Origin of the sequence: Pseudomonas sp. Irchel s3h14 (assembly GCF_900187425.1) — a bacterium.
In the GTDB taxonomy this organism is placed as follows: domain Bacteria; phylum Pseudomonadota; class Gammaproteobacteria; order Pseudomonadales; family Pseudomonadaceae; genus Aquipseudomonas.
In genome coordinates, this window is the sequence record NZ_FYDJ01000001.1 from 297,788 (window position 1) to 313,945 (window position 16,158).

General features: G+C 59.3%; 15 protein-coding genes. 11 read left to right on the forward strand and 4 right to left on the reverse strand.

The window, feature by feature from the left end:
* Window positions 1-78: 78 nt before the first annotated feature.
* Window positions 79-1,221 carry an MFS transporter gene (locus CKW16_RS01450; RefSeq protein ID WP_095126920.1) on the forward strand — a complete coding sequence of 381 codons (1,143 nt, stop codon included), beginning with the start codon at window positions 79-81 and terminating at the stop codon, window positions 1,219-1,221.
* Between the two features lie 30 nt (window positions 1,222-1,251).
* Here the strand turns inward: CKW16_RS01450 and CKW16_RS01455 are convergent, their stop codons facing one another.
* Entirely contained in the window at window positions 1,252-2,832 is a 1,581-nt protein-coding gene (locus CKW16_RS01455) for a phospholipase D family protein (protein WP_095126921.1), read from the reverse strand.
* A gap of 529 nt (window positions 2,833-3,361) precedes the next feature.
* On the opposite strand from CKW16_RS01455, the gene CKW16_RS01460 reads away from it, so the two are divergent.
* The 4 genes from CKW16_RS01460 to CKW16_RS01475 all read left to right on the forward strand — a co-directional run bounded on the left by CKW16_RS01460 (window position 3,362) and on the right by CKW16_RS01475 (window position 7,973).
* Window positions 3,362-4,024 carry a DUF1120 domain-containing protein gene (locus tag CKW16_RS01460; protein WP_095126922.1) on the forward strand — a complete coding sequence of 221 codons (663 nt, stop codon included), beginning with the start codon at window positions 3,362-3,364 and terminating at the stop codon, window positions 4,022-4,024.
* Between the two features lie 205 nt (window positions 4,025-4,229).
* Window positions 4,230-4,937: a fimbria/pilus chaperone family protein gene (locus CKW16_RS01465; protein WP_095126923.1), complete on the forward strand. Its 708-nt coding sequence runs from the start codon at window positions 4,230-4,232 to the stop codon at window positions 4,935-4,937.
* A gap of 23 nt (window positions 4,938-4,960) precedes the next feature.
* Window positions 4,961-7,372 (forward strand): fimbria/pilus outer membrane usher protein, encoded by a 2,412-nt coding sequence (locus CKW16_RS01470; protein WP_256580438.1) that lies wholly within the window; start codon window positions 4,961-4,963, stop codon window positions 7,370-7,372.
* A 28-nt stretch (window positions 7,373-7,400) separates the two neighbouring features.
* Entirely contained in the window at window positions 7,401-7,973 is a 573-nt protein-coding gene (locus tag CKW16_RS01475; protein ID WP_095126925.1) for a hypothetical protein, read from the forward strand.
* A gap of 12 nt (window positions 7,974-7,985) precedes the next feature.
* Here the strand turns inward: CKW16_RS01475 and CKW16_RS01480 are convergent, their stop codons facing one another.
* Window positions 7,986-9,419, reverse strand: coding sequence for a PLP-dependent aminotransferase family protein (locus CKW16_RS01480; protein ID WP_095126926.1), 1,434 nt, complete (start codon window positions 9,417-9,419; stop codon window positions 7,986-7,988).
* 179 nt (window positions 9,420-9,598) lie between these two features.
* On the opposite strand from CKW16_RS01480, the gene CKW16_RS01485 reads away from it, so the two are divergent.
* On the forward strand, window positions 9,599-9,844 hold the full coding sequence (locus CKW16_RS01485) for a DUF1127 domain-containing protein (protein ID WP_095126927.1): 246 nt from the start codon (window positions 9,599-9,601) through the stop codon (window positions 9,842-9,844).
* Between the two features lie 144 nt (window positions 9,845-9,988).
* On the opposite strand, the gene CKW16_RS01490 is transcribed toward CKW16_RS01485, so the two are convergent.
* The gene (locus CKW16_RS01490; protein WP_095126928.1) at window positions 9,989-11,302 is read right to left on the reverse strand and encodes an FAD-binding oxidoreductase; all 1,314 of its coding nucleotides are present in this window, start codon (window positions 11,300-11,302) and stop codon (window positions 9,989-9,991) included.
* A 147-nt stretch (window positions 11,303-11,449) separates the two neighbouring features.
* On the opposite strand from CKW16_RS01490, the gene CKW16_RS01495 reads away from it, so the two are divergent.
* Entirely contained in the window at window positions 11,450-11,803 is a 354-nt protein-coding gene (locus CKW16_RS01495) for a YkgJ family cysteine cluster protein (RefSeq protein WP_007947437.1), read from the forward strand.
* 123 nt (window positions 11,804-11,926) lie between these two features.
* Here the strand turns inward: CKW16_RS01495 and CKW16_RS01500 are convergent, their stop codons facing one another.
* A complete protein-coding gene (locus CKW16_RS01500) occupies window positions 11,927-12,415 on the reverse strand; it encodes an Lrp/AsnC ligand binding domain-containing protein (RefSeq protein WP_003177284.1) in 489 nt (162 codons plus the stop codon).
* 157 nt (window positions 12,416-12,572) lie between these two features.
* On the opposite strand from CKW16_RS01500, the gene dadA reads away from it, so the two are divergent.
* From dadA to CKW16_RS01520, 4 genes are all read left to right on the forward strand, one after another.
* Window positions 12,573-13,877 carry a D-amino acid dehydrogenase gene (gene dadA, locus CKW16_RS01505; protein ID WP_074880408.1) on the forward strand — a complete coding sequence of 435 codons (1,305 nt, stop codon included), beginning with the start codon at window positions 12,573-12,575 and terminating at the stop codon, window positions 13,875-13,877.
* Window positions 13,849-14,202 (forward strand): RidA family protein, encoded by a 354-nt coding sequence (locus CKW16_RS01510; RefSeq protein WP_008150191.1) that lies wholly within the window; start codon window positions 13,849-13,851, stop codon window positions 14,200-14,202. The genes dadA and CKW16_RS01510 overlap by 29 nt, the downstream gene beginning before the upstream one ends.
* 96 nt (window positions 14,203-14,298) lie before the next feature.
* A complete protein-coding gene (gene alr / locus CKW16_RS01515; protein WP_095126929.1) occupies window positions 14,299-15,372 on the forward strand; it encodes an alanine racemase in 1,074 nt (357 codons plus the stop codon).
* 127 nt (window positions 15,373-15,499) lie between these two features.
* Window positions 15,500-16,048, forward strand: coding sequence for a cupin domain-containing protein (locus CKW16_RS01520; RefSeq protein WP_008150195.1), 549 nt, complete (start codon window positions 15,500-15,502; stop codon window positions 16,046-16,048).
* Window positions 16,049-16,158 lie beyond the last annotated feature (110 nt).

A 16,158-nucleotide genomic window follows, 5' to 3' on the forward strand; every position in this document is an offset into this window, starting at 1 on the left:
GCCTCTTCGCGAGCAAGCCCGCTCCCACATTTGTTTTTGTACGACCTGTAAAAAATAACAATCCACAGGAGCGTGGAAATGCGTTGGGCGACTTATTTCGCCGTGTTGGCGTCTGTCTTGAGTGTCGGCCTGGCGCTGGGCGTCAGCATGCCGTTGGTGTCGTTTCGCCTGGAAGGCTGGGGTTACGGCTCGTTCGCCATCGGTGTGATGGCAGCAATGCCCGCCATTGGCGTATTGCTGGGGGCAAAGATCTCCAGCCATCTGGCCGCGTGTCTGGGCACGGCCAATCTGATGCGTCTGTGTCTATGGGCCGGGGCGTTGTCCATCGGTTTGCTGGCGCTGTTGCCAAGCTATCCGATTTGGCTGGTATTGCGGCTGATGATCGGGGTGATCCTGACCCTCGTCTTCATCCTCGGCGAAAGCTGGATCAACCAACTTGTGGTCGAGCAATGGCGCGGGCGATTGGTGGCGCTGTATGGCAGCAGTTATGCGCTGAGTCAGCTGGCCGGGCCGTTGCTGCTTGGCGTTGTGGGCACCGAGCACGATTACGGATTTTGGGTTGGCGTCGGGTTGCTGACGGCGGCACCGTTCCTGTTGCTGGGTCGCAGCGGAGCGCCGACCAGTGAAGCCTGCAGCGTGACCTTCAGTGACTTGCTGGGCTTCTGTCGTGGCCTGCCGGCGATTGCCTGGGCGGTGTCGCTGTTCGCAGCGTTCGAAGCGATGATCCTGACTTTGTTGCCGGTTTATTGCCTGCGTCAGGGCTTTACGACGGACATTGCGTTGGCGATGGTCAGCACGGTGGTGGTGGGTGATGCCTTGCTGCAATTGCCGATTGGCGCACTGGCTGATCGCCTGTCGCGGCGTACGTTGTTCACCGGGTGTGCGGTGATCCTGTTGATATCGAGCCTGGCTATCCCGTTGTTGATCGACACGTTGCTGATCTGGCCGTTGTGGGTGTTGTTCGGTGCCAGTGCCGGTGGCTTGTTCACCTTGTCACTGATCCTGATCGGCGAGCGTTATCGCGACGATGCGCTGGTGCGCGCCAATGCGCATATCGCGCAGCTGTGGGGTATCGGTTGCCTGGTCGGGCCGCTGGCCGCCGGTGCCGGCAGTCAGTGGATCAGCGGGCATGCGTTGCCGCTGCTGATGGCGGCCGGTGCGCTGGGGTTGGTGATTCTGCTGTCACGGCAAGGCGCGTTTGGTGCGGTGCAGCCGGCATAGATCTTGGCAATCTATATGACTGCACTGTTTTTAAAGCATCCGCTCCAGGCCGACCATGCTGCTGAGCCATGAATTGAAATGCAGCCACCAACTTCCCGGTTCTTTGGTCAGTGTGTGCTGTTTGCCGTCATCTTCAGTGACCCAGACGATCTGACCCTTTTCCAGCCGGGCCTGATAGCTGAGGGCCGGCGCCATACCCTCCAGTGCCAGTTCGCGTACCCGTCCGGCGAGCTGCGGGTTGTCCACCAGTACCCCGACTTCGGTGTTCCACAGCACCGAGCGCGGGTCGAAATTGAACGAGCCGATGAAGGCTTTCTGTCGGTCGAAAATCATCGCCTTGCTGTGCAGGCTGGAGTCGGAACTACGGGAGGAGCTGCTCCCGCTGTGAAACAGGCTCGGTCCGCTGCCGCCGTTACCGTTATCGCCGGGCTGGCGGCGTAATTCGAACAATTGCACGCCGTGCTCCAGTAACGCTTTGCGATAAGGTGCGTAACCACCGTGCGTGGCCGGTACATCGGTGGCTTCCAGTGAATTGGTCAGCAAACTCACCGACACGCCGGCATCGGCGCGACCGGTCAGGTACACCAGGCCCGGTTGTGCGGGCACGATGTAGGGCGAGACCATGATCAGCTCCTTGCTGACCCCATCGAGCTCGGGCGCCAATTGGGTGGTCAGTAGCAGGTGCGGGTCCGGTTCGCCGTCGGCCAGCACCTTGCTCGGTGCGTCCCACAACGCCTGGTTCCAGGCCCAGATCAACTCCCGGCGCCAGACATCCAGGCGCGGATGAGTGGTATAGGCCATCAACTGCTGATAAAGCGCGTGGTTCTGTTTGCGCGTTTCCTCCAGGGATTCGTCCAGTCGGGTCCGGGTGTTTCTCAGATCCTTGGCTGTCGGCTTGGTCGAGAGAAACTGTTCGATCGGCTTGCTCAGGGCGCTGTTCCAGTACTGGTCGAAGCTGTGTCCCAACTGCTCTGCAACCGGGCCGACACTGAGCATGTCGATGTCGGTGAAATTGAGGTTGGGTTCGGCATCGAAATACTCGTCCCCCAGGTTGCGCCCGCCAACGATTGCCGCGCTGTTGTCCGTCACCCACAGTTTGTTGTGCATGCGCCGGTGTTGCTGCGACAGGTCGAACAGCCGGCCCATGGTTCGCGTAACGACGGTGCTGCGGCCCAGGTGCAGCGGGTTGAACACGCGGATCTGAATCTTCGGATGGGCGGCGAGGGTCGCGATGATCCGGTCCAGGCCATCGCTGGTGGTGTCGTCGAGCAGAATCCGCACCCGCACGCCGCGGTCGGCGGCGTTGAGCAGTTCGCTCACCAATATTCGTGTGCTGATGCCGTCATGCACGATGTAGTACTGCAGATCGAGGCTGCTTTGGGCGTTGCGAATCAGCTCGGCGCGGGCGGTGAAGGCCTCGGCGCTATCGGAGAGCAAACGAAAGCCCGATTGGCCCTGATGAGGCGCAGCCTGGGCCTGAATTGAGCGGCCGAAGCTGGACTGGGTCGCCGGCAGTGCCTGGCTAGGGGATTTTTGCGCATCGAACGTGGCGCAACCGCTCAAGCACACGCTGAGCAACAGGAGAAAAGCCAGGGTTGGTCGGGAGCTCAAGTCGGATGTCTCGCATCACGGCAAAGACGAAGTATGGCACAGCCTGCCCAAATGAGGCGTCAACGGGGCGAACAGAACGAGGCGTGGTTGAAACTTGTAACTTTACGTCAGGGTTAAAGTTGAAGTGATCGCAAGTGAGTTTAGGGGCGATGTAATAGTGTCGGGTTTAAAGGTTGCGAAGATGTTTTTAATTGGGTGCTGTTTTAAATTTTTTGAATTGATTTCAATAGAGTCAGTGATAGAGGATGCCAGGATTTAGCCGGAGGACATCCTCGCGGACGAGTATTTAGAGGGTGGCGTGAAAGTCACACAGAGTTCGAGGAAGATGCTTCCAGGTTTTTCGGACAACTCCTTGCAAACCTTGACTCGAAAAGCTACGAGCCTTTGAGAATAACCCTCGGGCTATTAACGAGTATTCCTACAGATAAAGCTTACGCTATCCGCAATGATCGCTTGGCTTGATTTGCTATCGGACTTTTTTTCGTATGCAAAGCATGTGATTGATATCTGTCTAACAAGGAATTTAATAATGAAAAAGCTGTTTTTAGTCGCTGCGATGGCTGTTGCTGTTTCTCCCGTGATGGCATCGGCGGCCAGTGTCGGATTGACCGTTACAGGTAACATTGTTCCAACTTCCTGTACGCCAAGTTTCGCGGGCGGTACTAACGTTGATCTGGGTCAGATCACTTTAAGTTCTCTGAGTCCTACGGCTCAAAACAATCTGCCAGAACATGATATTTCCCTGAATATCCGCTGCGATGCCCCGGCCGCCGTTGAGTTCGGTGTGAAAGACAACCGTGCCGCGACTAAGGCTCCGAACCTGGTCTTCAGCCCTACAGGGTTTATCGGTGAAAATCTTTACTACGGCTTGGGTAACGCCGGCAGCTCTGGTGTGGGTCTCGGTGGGTTTGGCCTGCGGGTTGGCAAGGCCACGACTGACAATAGTGAGCAGACTTTCCTGGTTCGCACTCCAGACAACCTGAACTGGCGCTTGCCTGGCAGCCGCATGGTCTCGAACTTCCCGACCACTTACTCCTGGGGCCTGAGTGCGGCTGCCGGTCCGGCCGCAGCGCTGGTACACACTTTTGAAATGAAAGTGGCCGCCGTCATCCGGCCCACCCGTCAACTGCCGGCGACCACCACCTCGTTCAAGGTCGATGGTTCGGTGATTTTCGACGTGTTCTACCTCTAAGACAGGTTTTTTCAGGACGGCGACGGCTGATTTCCTGAACACAACCTGGTTTCAAACCGGGTGATAGAGACGGCTGCTGCCAGCGCAGAAGCAAGGGCGCTGCATAGCCCGCTGAATCTCTATCGCCAGGTCCCTTCGTCAAAAGAGCACAGCCTCGACGCACGTTCCAAACCGGATCGCTGCGTTGGTACGCCTGGAAATCATCATGTATTCATTAAAAAAGCACGTCGCGCTTGTTGCGTTGATTGCAATTGGTCTGTCGATTTCGTCGGGCGCAATGGGCGTCGGCATGGTGCCGGAAGTGCCGGTACTGCTGGTGGAAGAGTCCCTCGGCGAAGCCACGATCAACGTCAAGAACACCGATGATCAACCCGCGCTGTTGTATACCGTTATCGAGAACACGCCCGAGGACCAAGAAAGTCTGTTGGTACTGAGTCCGCCTGTGGCGCGGGTCGAAGCCGGTGGAACACAGCAGGTCCGATTCATTCTGCAAAGCAGCAAACCGCTCGAAACCGAGCGCCTCAAGCGTGTCATCTTCGAAGGCATCCTGCCGAAAACCTCAGAGAGTGATGCTCAGATAGTCCTGGGTGTGAGGCAGAACATTCCGGTGATCCTGCGTCCGGCCAATCTGCCGGTCGAGGTTGAACCCTGGAAGCGTTTGAACTGGTCGCTGCACGGCGCTCAGCTAAAGGTCAAAAACCCCAGCCCTTATGTCGTTCGACTGTCCAAATCCGTCAGCGTCATGCCATCTGGCGTGATGCTGGATTTGCCGCGAACCTATGTCTTGCCGGGTGAAGAGCTTGTGCTGGCGGGCGCCGCTTTGTTGGCCTCAAGCACGACGGTACGTCTGTCCCCCGCAACCACCTACGGTTTCGCGGTGGGCACTTATGACGCACCGCTGGTCTTCAAGTAATGCTCGGCACTCGTGGGGCGAGGATGGCGCTTGTCGCCGGAATGACCTACGGCGTGACGGTTTGTGATCGAGCCCTTGCCGACGAGCGTGTGGCGTTCGACGCCGAAGTGCTGAAAGACCGAGGGATTGACCCGAAACTGGCGCAGTACTTCAGTTTGGCTCCACGATTCGAGCAAGGTCTGCGGCGGATAGCGCTGGAAGTCAACGGCGTGGCAAAGGGGCGTGCGCTCGGCAGGTTTAATGAAAACGGTGACCTGTGTGTCGACATGGGGCTGCTGGCAGGTGGTGGCGTTCGTGTTCCCGATCGCCTCTCGCAGGAATCGGGCAAGGGCGCTTGCGTGCTGTTCAGTACAGCGTTTCCGGATGCGATTGCCCGGCTCGACCCGGGCAAGGAACAGGTCAGTCTGCTGGTGCCCACGCACTTGTTGGCGTCTCCGGGGCCGGGCCAGCGCAGTTTCTCCAATGGTGGCGTCGCGGGCCTGTTCAACTATGACGCGTTGGCGGTCAGCAGTCAGTTCAATGGCCAGTCGAGTCAGTATCACAGCCTCAACTCCGAAGTCGGCCTGAATGCCGGGGATTGGATTTTTCGGAGCCGCCAATCGTACGCTTCGTTTCAGGGAGTTACTCGCTTTGAGCATCTGAATGCCTATGCCGAACGGACCCTGGAAAGCGACAAGACCCAGATGCAGTTGGGTCAACTCACCCTGGCCACGCCACTGTTCGCTGGAGGGGCGTTTACCGGGGTTCAGTTTCTGCCCGAATCTGCGCTCGCATTGGAGAACGAAGGGTTTGGTGCCGGATCTGCCGTCGAAGGCATTGCTTATTCGCCGGCTCGAGTGGAGGTGCGGCAAAACGGTGCAATGATCTACACCACCGTCGTCCCCGCCGGACCTTTCACCCTCAGGGACCTGCCACTGTTGAGCTACAACCTTGATCTTGACGTGACGGTGAATGAGGAAAATGGTTCGCGGCGGCGATTTACCGTGCCTTCAGGGAGCCTGCGCAGAGGGACTGGCAGTTCGAGTGCCAGTTATTCATTGGCCTTCGGTCAGGTTCGCCGAATAACTGGCGATAATCGCGAAACCCCGACGTTTGCCACGCTCAGCAATGACTGGCAATGGCGGCCAGGTACGCAGTTGAATGTCGGAGTAATGGGAGCCAACGACTATCAATCGGTCGGTTGGGGAATCCATCAGGCGCTGACTGATCAAAGCACGGTCAGTGCTCAGCAGGTGGTCTCTGGCGTGCTGACCTCGAAAACGCGTGGCACTCAGTTTCAAGCAGCGCTCAGTACCGTTCTCGCCCCCTCATTGTCTGCAAGCCTGACGGCCTCGCAGCAATCTGAAGGTTTTCGCACGTTGTCGGACACTGCCTGGAATCAAACGCTTGATCGGCCCGACTCTCGAGCCAGCCAGCAGTTGGGGGCTTCGTTGAGCGGTACAACCACAGAGTCAGGAACGTTTGGCGCTGTGTTATCACGCAATGCCACGGTCAACGGTGAGGTGCAATCACGCCTGGGCCTTTCCTGGTCGCGTGCTTTTGGGGAGGTGAGCCTTTCAGTCAACCTTGAGCGCAGCTTCGGTGGCCAAACAAACAATGCATCAGGCACGGGCGCTTACCTCTCGCTGAGCATGCCGCTGGGTGCTCAGCGTAGCTTGAGCACTTATGCACGGCGCGACGACCGCGCCGGATTGAGCAGTGGGGCGCAGTTGAGTGAGCAAGTCAGCGACACACTGACCTATAGCTTTGCTGCCGACCGTGACGAAAACGGCGCCACAGGTATCAATGGGCGCGTCAACCTGTTGCCGCGCTACACCCGTGCAGCTCTGGGTTACTCCCACAGTGGCTCCGGGTCCAAGACCTATGACGTCGCCTTGCGTGGCGGTTTGGCGGTCCACGCGGATGGAGTCACACCGTCGCCCTATCCCCTGCGCGACACGTTCGGACTGGTGAAGGTAGGGGAATCGGCGGGTGTCAAAATACGCACTTCACAGGGGCCGGTCTGGACAGACGGTGCCGGGCGTGCCGTGGCCGCCAGTCTGCCGGCCTACCGCAACACCAAGGTAGAGATCGAAACAGCCAGCCTGCCGCGTAGCGTCGACGTGCTCAATGGCTATCAGGAGGTCGAGGCCGGACGTGGTTCGGTCCAGGTATTTGATTTCGCGCTCGTCAGCGCCCGGCGCGTATTGCTCGTGGTGCATACGGCGCAAGGCCAGCCAGTGGCCAAGGGGGTGGCGGTCTACGCCGGCGAAAAATACCTGACGACAGTGGTCGACGCTGGAAAGATTTTTCTGCTCGATGCGCAGAGCGAGATGCAATTGCAGCTGGCGTTGACCGAGGGCGACACGTGCAACGTGACCCTGAAGCTTGCCAAGACACCCTCCGAGTCATCAGCACTTTTCGAGACCGCTGAAGCGGTTTGCGAGGTGGGGTGATGTCTATAGTTCGCTTAAAGGAACGTCCATGAAATCAGCGGTATTCAGTTATTTTCCCGACATCTTGCGTGCGGGACCCCGCACCTTGGTGCTTGGCGTTTTGCTTTCATCTCCCTTCGTTCAGGTACAGGCCGCCGACCGTTGCACAGCTGCGCTGTCGCCGGCACTGCTGGACTTTGGGTCGACCACTCGCGGGGCCTTGCTGGAACACTCGACGGGCAGTGCTTCAGCAAGCTTTGGCAGCCGGCGTACCAGTCTTCAGGTGCAGTGCGCAGAAGCGATGCCGATGACGCTCATGCTGGAGGCGTCGGCGGCGAATGCCCAGCTCTATCGATTCTCGGAGGGGACATTACAGGTACGGATCCTCGGTGCTCAACTGGACGGCCTGACGGTGGATTGGGTGCGCAAGGGTGAAGAGGGCACGCCCAACCCGGATACGTTAAGGCCTGGCGACCGAATGATGCCGTGGCGCAACGGTACGGTGGCGGCAGGTCAGCGACTGGTTCTGGAGCTTGAGCTTGAGGCGCGAGTTAGCCAAGAGGCGACGCAGGTTCGCGACGTGACCCGGTTCGAAAGTCGCGGCAGTTTTGTGGTGAACTGATGTGCCGCAGGGTCAGTCGCTCACACCGTCGATGTCTGCCAACAGCTTGATTGCTGCCGCGCCGACCTTGCGTACAGCATCCTCGATCTGCGGCGTTGGCTTGGCGGCGTAGTTCATCCGCAGGCAATTGCGGTATTTGCCCGAGGCGGAAAAGATACTGCCGACGGCGATCTGTACGCCTTGATCGTGCAGTGCACGATTCAGTTTCAGGGTGTCGAAACCCTCCGGCAGCTCGACCCAGAGCATGAAGCTGCCCTGGGGGCGACTGGCTCGGGTACCGGCCGGAAAATAGCGGCTGACCCAATCGATCATTACGTCGCGATTGCGCTGGTATTGGGTGCGCATCCGCCGCAAATGCGGCTCGAAATGCCCAGCCTTGAGGAATTCGGCGATGGCAATCTGCGGTTGCGGCGCGGTGGAGCCGGTGCTGATGTATTTCATGTGCAGCACCCGTTCCAGATACCGTCCCGGCGCCACCCAGCCAATACGCAGTCCCGGCGCCAGGGTCTTGGAAAAGGAACTGCACAGCAGGACGCGGCCGTCTTCGTCGAAGGATTTGATCGTGCGTGGACGTGGGTAGGTGTAGGCCAGTTCGCCATACACATCGTCCTCGATGATCGCTACGTCGAAACGCTGGGCGAGCGTCAACAACGCGCGTTTGCGCGACTCCGGCATGATGTAGCCCAGCGGGTTGTTGCAGTTGGGAGTCAACTGTATGGCCTTGATTGGCCATTGTTCCAGGGCCAGTTCGAGGGCATCGAGGCTGATCCCGGTGAGCGGGTCGGTGGGGATTTCCAGGGCTTTCATGCCCAGGCCCTTGAGGGTTTGCATGGCGCCGTGAAAGCTTGGTGAGTCCACGGCCACAATGTCGCCCGGATCGCAGATGGAGCGGATGCTGGTGGACAGCGCTTCGTGACAACCGGTGGTGATCACCAGATCGTTGGCGCTCAATTGGCAGCCGGAATCGAGCAGCAGGCGGGCAATCTGTTCGCGCAGTTCGAGGGTGCCGTAGATGTTGTCGTAATACAGACCGGGCATGTCCTGCCGCCGGCTGATTCGCGCCAGGCTGCGCAGCAGCGGTTTCATGGTCGGCGTGGTGATGTCCGGCATGCCGCGCCCCAGTTGCACGACATCTTTACGCGGGACGGCGCGAATGAGTTCCAGCACCTGATCCCACTGGGAAATATCCACCGGCCGCTGTGCCGGGCGACCAATGGCCGGCAGCTCCGGCAGTTCACGACCCACCGGAACGAAGTAGCCGGATTTGGGTTTCGGTGTCGCCAACCCGCTGTCTTCCAACACGCGATAGGCCTGCTGCACTGTGCTCAGGCTGACGCCGTGTTCAACACTCAACGCCCGCACCGACGGCAGCCGGTCACCGGGGCGATAGAAGCCCTGTTCGATACGCGTGCCGAGCAGTTCGGCGAGGTTGACGTAAAGGGTCATGGCGCAGTCTCGGTGTGGGTGATTTGGTGAACCAGTACAGATGGGTCGAAAATAGGGGATTCAGTCGCTGAAATGCAAAATCTGTATGGAGTTAATACAGTCTCGTTGAATCTGTAATGCTTTTTGCCGTCCGCGCATCATGAAAGCTCTGGCTACCCAAGTAAACAGGAGCAATCAAAATGAACGGCTTGAGCGATGTGCGGCTGACGTTACACAGTCAGGAACTGGCGGCAGGGCAAAACAACGGCGCACGCGAGGCGGTCATGCGCAACGCACCGTCCGGCCTGAGTCGCTGGGGTCTGTTCTGGCATCGTCTGCACACGCGCAAGGCGTTGCTGGAGCTCACGACTGAGCAACTGAGGGATGTGGGGCTGAGTCGGGAGCAGGCGCGGGAGGAGGGGCTTAAACCCTTCTGGCGGATCTGAGTCTTGTGGTGTTCTTTGAACCGATTCGCGAGCAAGCCTGCTCCCACATTTGATCGTTGCCGAACACCAAATCTGTGTTCACTGAGAATCTAATGTGGGAGCGGGCTTGCTCGCGAAGGCGTCCGAAAGAACGCCACTGATCTTTCAAACCAACTCTTTAAGCCGATGCCACAACATCCCGAGCGCCAGTAGTGGCGAGCGCAAATGCTTGCCGCCAGGGAACGTGATATGCGGCACCTTGGCAAACAGATCAAACCCACCACCCTGCTGACCACTGATAGCCTCAGCCAACAACTTCCCCGCGAGGTGTGTGGCATTCACGCCATGACCGGAATAAGCCTGGGCGTAATACACATTCGGCTGATCCTTGAGCCGCCCGATCTGCGGCAGGCGATTAGCGCCAATGCCGATCATCCCGCCCCATTGGTAGTCGATCTTGACCCCGGCCAGTTGCGGGAAAACCTCCAGCATCTTCGGCCGCATGTAGGCGGCGATGTCCTTCGGGTCGCGACCTGAATAATGGCAGGCGCCGCCAAACAGCAAGCGGCGGTCCGCCGAGAGCCGATAGTAATCCAGTGCCACCCGTTGATCGCAGACCGCCATGTTCTGCGGCAGCAGCGAGTGAGCCAGCGCTTCGCTCAAGGGTTCGGTGGCGATGATGTAGCTGCCGGCGGGCAGCACCTTGCCGCCGAGTTCGGGATTGAGTTCATTGAGGTAGGCGTTGCAGCCCAGCACCAGCGTCTTGGCGCGAACCGAGCCCTGGGCGGTATGGACCTTGACCTCGGGGCCATAATCGATGCGGGTGACTGCCGATTGTTCGAACAGCTTCACCCCCAACTGCTGGGCGGCCGCCGCTTCGCCCAGCGCCAGGTTCAGCGGGTGCAGATGCCCCGAGCCCATGTCGATCAAACCGCCGACGTAGCGGTCGGAACCCACTACGGAATGCATTTCACTGGCTTGCAGCAGACGGGTTTCGTAACGGTAACCGAGACGGCGCAGCTCTTCGGCGTCTTCGGCAAAACCTTCGAGGTCCCGGGGCTTGTTCGCCAAGTCGCAATAGCCCCAGGTCAGGTCACAAGGGATCTGAAAACGCTCGACGCGCTGCCGGACGATTTCCACCGCTTCCAGGCCCATGAGTTTCATCTGACGCACGCCGTCCGCACCGATCACGTTGGCGAACTGATCGAGGCCGTGGCCGACGCCTCGAATCAACTGCCCGCCATTGCGTCCGCTGGCGCCCCAACCGATTTTGTGGGCTTCAAGCAAGATCACACTGAAGCCGCGTTCGGCCAGTTCGAGCGCCGTGTTCAACCCGGAGAACCCGCCACCGACCACGCACACGTCAGCCACCAGGTCAGCTGTGAGCACCGGATGATCGGGCTGCGGCAGGCTGCTGGCGGCGTAGTAAGAAGCAGGGTGCTGGTGGTTCGGGGCCGGTTGCTGAGCACGGGCATTCATGTGCGTGTTCCTGATTCTTGTGTTTAGAAAATTTGACGGAGCATAAGCCGGACCTTCGGACGCGGGCAACACTGGTCGGTTGGTGCTGTCTGGATCGCGGCTTTTGCGTCAGAATCCCGCTCTATTCCGCTTTTGGTCACCGCTTCGATGAGCTGCAACAGTCAGAAAATTCGCACGCTACGGCAGCAGATTCCCTCGTTCGAGTGCGTGCCCGGCTGCCATGACTGCTGTGGGCCGGTGACCACCTCGCCAGAAGAAATGTCCCGCCTGCCGCGCAAGACCCGGGCCGAGCAGGACGCTGCGATGGATGAGCTCAACTGTGTGCACCTCGGGCCGAACGGCTGCACCGTGTATGACGAGCGGCCGCTGATCTGTCGACTGTTCGGCACCACCAAGACCTTGCCGTGCCCGAATGGGCGGGGGCCGGTGGAGCTGATTCATCCGCGGGTCGAGAAGCAGATTCATGAGTACATGGCTTCAACGCGGCAGGTGCTGGTGTAACGATTTGATCGTTCCCACGCTCTGCGTGGGAATGCAGCCCGGGACGCTCTGCGTCCCAAGAGCCGAACGCGGAGCGTCCGTTGAGGCATTCCCACGCGGAGCGTGGGAACGATCGGCACAGGCTCAATCCGGAATCGGCAGGCTCAAACTCTCTTTCACCTCTTCCATCACGATGTAGCTCTTGGATTCGCGCACATGCGGCAGCTTGAGCAGTATGTCGCCCAGCAGTTTGCGGTACGAGGCCATCTCGGAAATCCGCGCTTTCACCAGATAGTCGAAATCCCCTGACACCAAATGGCACTCCAGTACGTGGGGCAGTTTCAGCACCGCGCGTCGGAACTCTTCGAAAGTATCGCCGGATTTGTAGTCGAGGCTGATCTCGACGAACACCAGAAGACTACCCTTGAGATGCTGCGGATTGAGCCGGGCGTTGTAGCCCATGATGATCCCTTCGCGCTCCAGCCGCCGGACCCGCTCGGTACACGGCGTGGTCGAGAGCCCGACCTTTTCCCCCAGCTCGGTGAAGGAGATGCGCCCGTCCGCTTGCAGGATCCGCAGGATGTTGCGGTCGATCTTGTCCAGCTCACGTTTGGTCTGAGTGTTGGTACGCATAGGGGATGCGCCTCCGTGAAAAGCGTTTTTGCCGAGAATTCTCGCCAAATATAGGCACTTATATAGTGAAAAGCACTGCCTAATCTTTTTTACACTGCGCACATCAATGCTCGACAACTACGAACGTCAGCGGCAAGCCGCGATGAGGGATATGAAAATGCGCGTTATGGTCTTGGGTAGCGGCGTCATCGGTACCACCAGTGCTTACTATCTGGCGCGTGCCGGGTTTGAAGTGGTGGTCGTGGACCGTCAGCCGGCTGCTGCCATGGAGACCAGTTTCGCCAACGCCGGGCAGGTTTCGCCGGGTTATGCCTCACCATGGGCGGCGCCGGGCGTGCCGCTCAAGGCCATCAAGTGGTTGTTGCAGCGCCACGCACCGCTGGCGATCAAGGCCACCGCCGACATCGACCAATACCTGTGGATGGCGCAGATGCTGCGCAACTGCACCGCCAGCCGTTATGCGGTGAACAAGGAGCGCATGGTCCGCCTGTCCGAGTACAGCCGTGACTGCCTCGACGAATTGCGCGCCGAAACCGGCATTGCCTACGAAGGCCGCAGCCTCGGTACTACCCAACTGTTCCGCACCCAGGCTCAACTTGATGGCGCCTGGAAAGACATCGCCGTGCTGAAAGAGTCCGGCGTGCCGTTCGAACTGCTCGACCGCGCCGGCATTGCCCGCGTCGAGCCGGCGCTGGCCAGTGTCACCGACATTCTCGCCGGTGCCCTGCGCCTGCCGAACGACCAGACTGGCGACTGCCAGATGTTCACCACCCGCCTGGTCGAAATGGCTACCAAACTGGGTGTGGAATTCCGCTTCGACCAGGACATTCAGCGCCTCGACTACGCCGGCGACCGCATCAATGGTGTCTGGATCGACGGCAAGCTGGAAACCGCTGATCGCTACGTGCTGGCCCTGGGCAGCTACTCTCCGCAACTGCTCAAGCCGCTGGGCATCAAGGCGCCGGTGTATCCGCTCAAGGGTTACTCCCTGACCGTGCCGATTACTAACCCGGCGATGGCCCCGACTTCGACTATTCTCGACGAGACCTACAAGGTCGCGATCACCCGTTTCGACAACCGCATCCGCGTCGGTGGCATGGCTGAAATAGCCGGTTTTGACCTGTCGCTGAACCCGCGTCGGCGGGAAACCCTGGAGATGATCGTCAACGACCTCTATCCTCAGGGCGGCGATCTGGCCCAGGCGAGTTTCTGGACCGGTCTGCGTCCGACCACTCCGGACGGCACCCCGATCGTGGGAGCTACGCCGTTCAGCAATCTGTTTTTGAACACGGGTCACGGCACGCTTGGTTGGACCATGGCGTGCGGTTCCGGTCGCTTGCTGGCCGATCTGATGGCGAAGAAAACGCCGCAGATCAGCGCCGAAGGCCTCGATATTTCCCGTTATGGAAAAAAACTTCAGGAGTCTGCAAAACATGTCAATCCAGCGCCAGCTCACCAATGAGCGCATGAGCCAGATCGTAGTCCACAGCGGTACCGTGTATCTGGCAGGGCAGGTCGGCGACGATATGAACGCCGGGATTGAACAACAGACCCGTGAAACACTTGCCAACATCGAGCGTTTGCTGGATCTGGCCGGGACCGACAAGAGCCGTTTGCTGTCGGTGACGATTTACTTGAAAGACATTGATGCACACTTTGAAGGCATGAACGCGGTCTGGGACAAATGGCTGCCAAAAGGCGTCGCACCGGCCCGTGCCACCGTTGAATCGAAGTTGTGCGAACCGGAAATCCTGGTTGAGCTGTCGGTTGTCGCCGCTCTGCCATAAATTCGTCTGAAAAATCCCTCTCCCGGTGCTACTGGCGGTTCACGCCGTCAGCCAGCGCCGGTTTTTCTTCCCATGACCGCCTAGAAGTCTGCCGCCATGCGTCCAGCCCGTGCCCTGATCGACCTTCAAGCCCTGCGTCACAACTACCAAATCGCCCGTGAAGTCACGGGGGCCAAGGCCCTCGCGGTGATCAAGGCCGATGCCTACGGTCATGGCGCGGTGCGTTGCGCCCAGGCGCTGGAAGCCGAAGCAGATGGTTTCGCCGTGGCTTGTATCGAAGAAGCGTTGGAGCTGCGAGCCGCGGGTATTCGTGCGCCGGTGTTGCTGCTGGAAGGTTTTTTCGAGGCCGATGAGCTATCGCTGATCGTCGAGCATGACTTCTGGTGTGTGGTCCATTCGCTGTGGCAACTCGAAGCCATCGAGAACGCTGCACTGAGCAAGCCGATCACGGTCTGGCTCAAGCTCGATTCGGGCATGCATCGGGTGGGCTTGCATCCAAAGGATTATCAGGCGGCCTATCAACGGCTGCTGGCCAGCGGCAAGGTGGCGAAGATTGTTCTGATGAGCCACTTCGCCCGGGCCGATGAGCTGCACAGCCAGGCCAGTACCGAGCAGGTCGCGGTGTTCGAAGCGGCGCGCCAGGGCTTGTCGGCTGAGGTCAGCCTGCGTAACTCGCCGGCAGTGCTCGGTTGGCCGCAGATTCCGAGTGATTGGGTTCGCCCGGGCATCATGCTCTACGGCGCGACTCCGTTTGAAGAAGCCAACGCCGTGGCGTCCCGCCTGCAACCGGTGATGACCCTCGAATCGAAAGTGATCTGCGTGCGTGAACTGCCGGCCGGCGAGCCGATCGGTTACGGCGCCACATTCATCACCCAGAAACCAATGCGCGTGGGCGTGGTGGCCATGGGTTACGCCGATGGCTACCCACGTCAGGCACCGACCGGCACGCCCGTGATGGTTGCCGGGCAGCGCAGCCAGTTGATTGGTCGGGTGTCGATGGACATGCTCTGCATCGACCTGACCGATGTGCCGCAAGCCGGCCTCGGTTCGACCGTCGAGTTGTGGGGCAAAAACATTCTTGCCAGTGACGTGGCGGCGGCTGCGGGCACGATTCCTTACCAGATCTTCTGCAACCTGCGTCGGGTGCCAATGCTCTATTCCGGGGCTTAGGTTAAAGCGCCCCGACCGAAAGTCGCTTCGCCGAACAGGATTCAGGTCCAAGTGTTGTAAATACTGAACGCTGTCGCCATGATAACGCTCAATATTCCAACAACCTGAATCCCTGGAGGCTCCAGCATTGGACGTCGGTGAACGACTGCAATCCATCCGTAAGCTCAAAGGACTTTCCCAGCGTGAACTCGCCAAGCGCGCGGGCGTCACCAACAGCACCATTTCGATGATCGAGAAGAACAGCGTCAGCCCCTCGATCAGTTCGCTGAGGAAGGTACTGGGCGGGATTCCCATGTCCATGGTCGAGTTCTTTTCCGAAGAAATCCTGCAGGAAAAACCGACTCAGATCGTCTACAAAGCCAACGAGCTGATCGATATTTCCGATGGCGCAGTGACCATGAAACTGGTCGGCAGGGCTCATCCGAGCCGGGCCATCGCGTTCCTCAACGAAATCTACCCGCCAGGCGCCGACACCGGTGACGAGATGCTCACCCATGAGGGCGAGGAAACCGGGATTTTGCTCGAAGGTCGACTTGAACTGGTGGTGGGGCTTGAAACTTTTGTGCTCGAAGCCGGCGACAGCTACTACTTTGAAAGTACTAAACCGCACCGCTTCCGTAATCCGTTCGATGCGCCAGCGCGACTAATCAGCGCAGCGACTCCAGCGAATTTCTAAGAAAAGAGGCGTCCCGCGAGCATTGCGGAGGTGCCCGAGTTGTTTTTCCGCCACGCATAAGACCCCTTCGACTTTAGGGTTGTTTCAGTGTGGCGGGCTTACCGTTATAC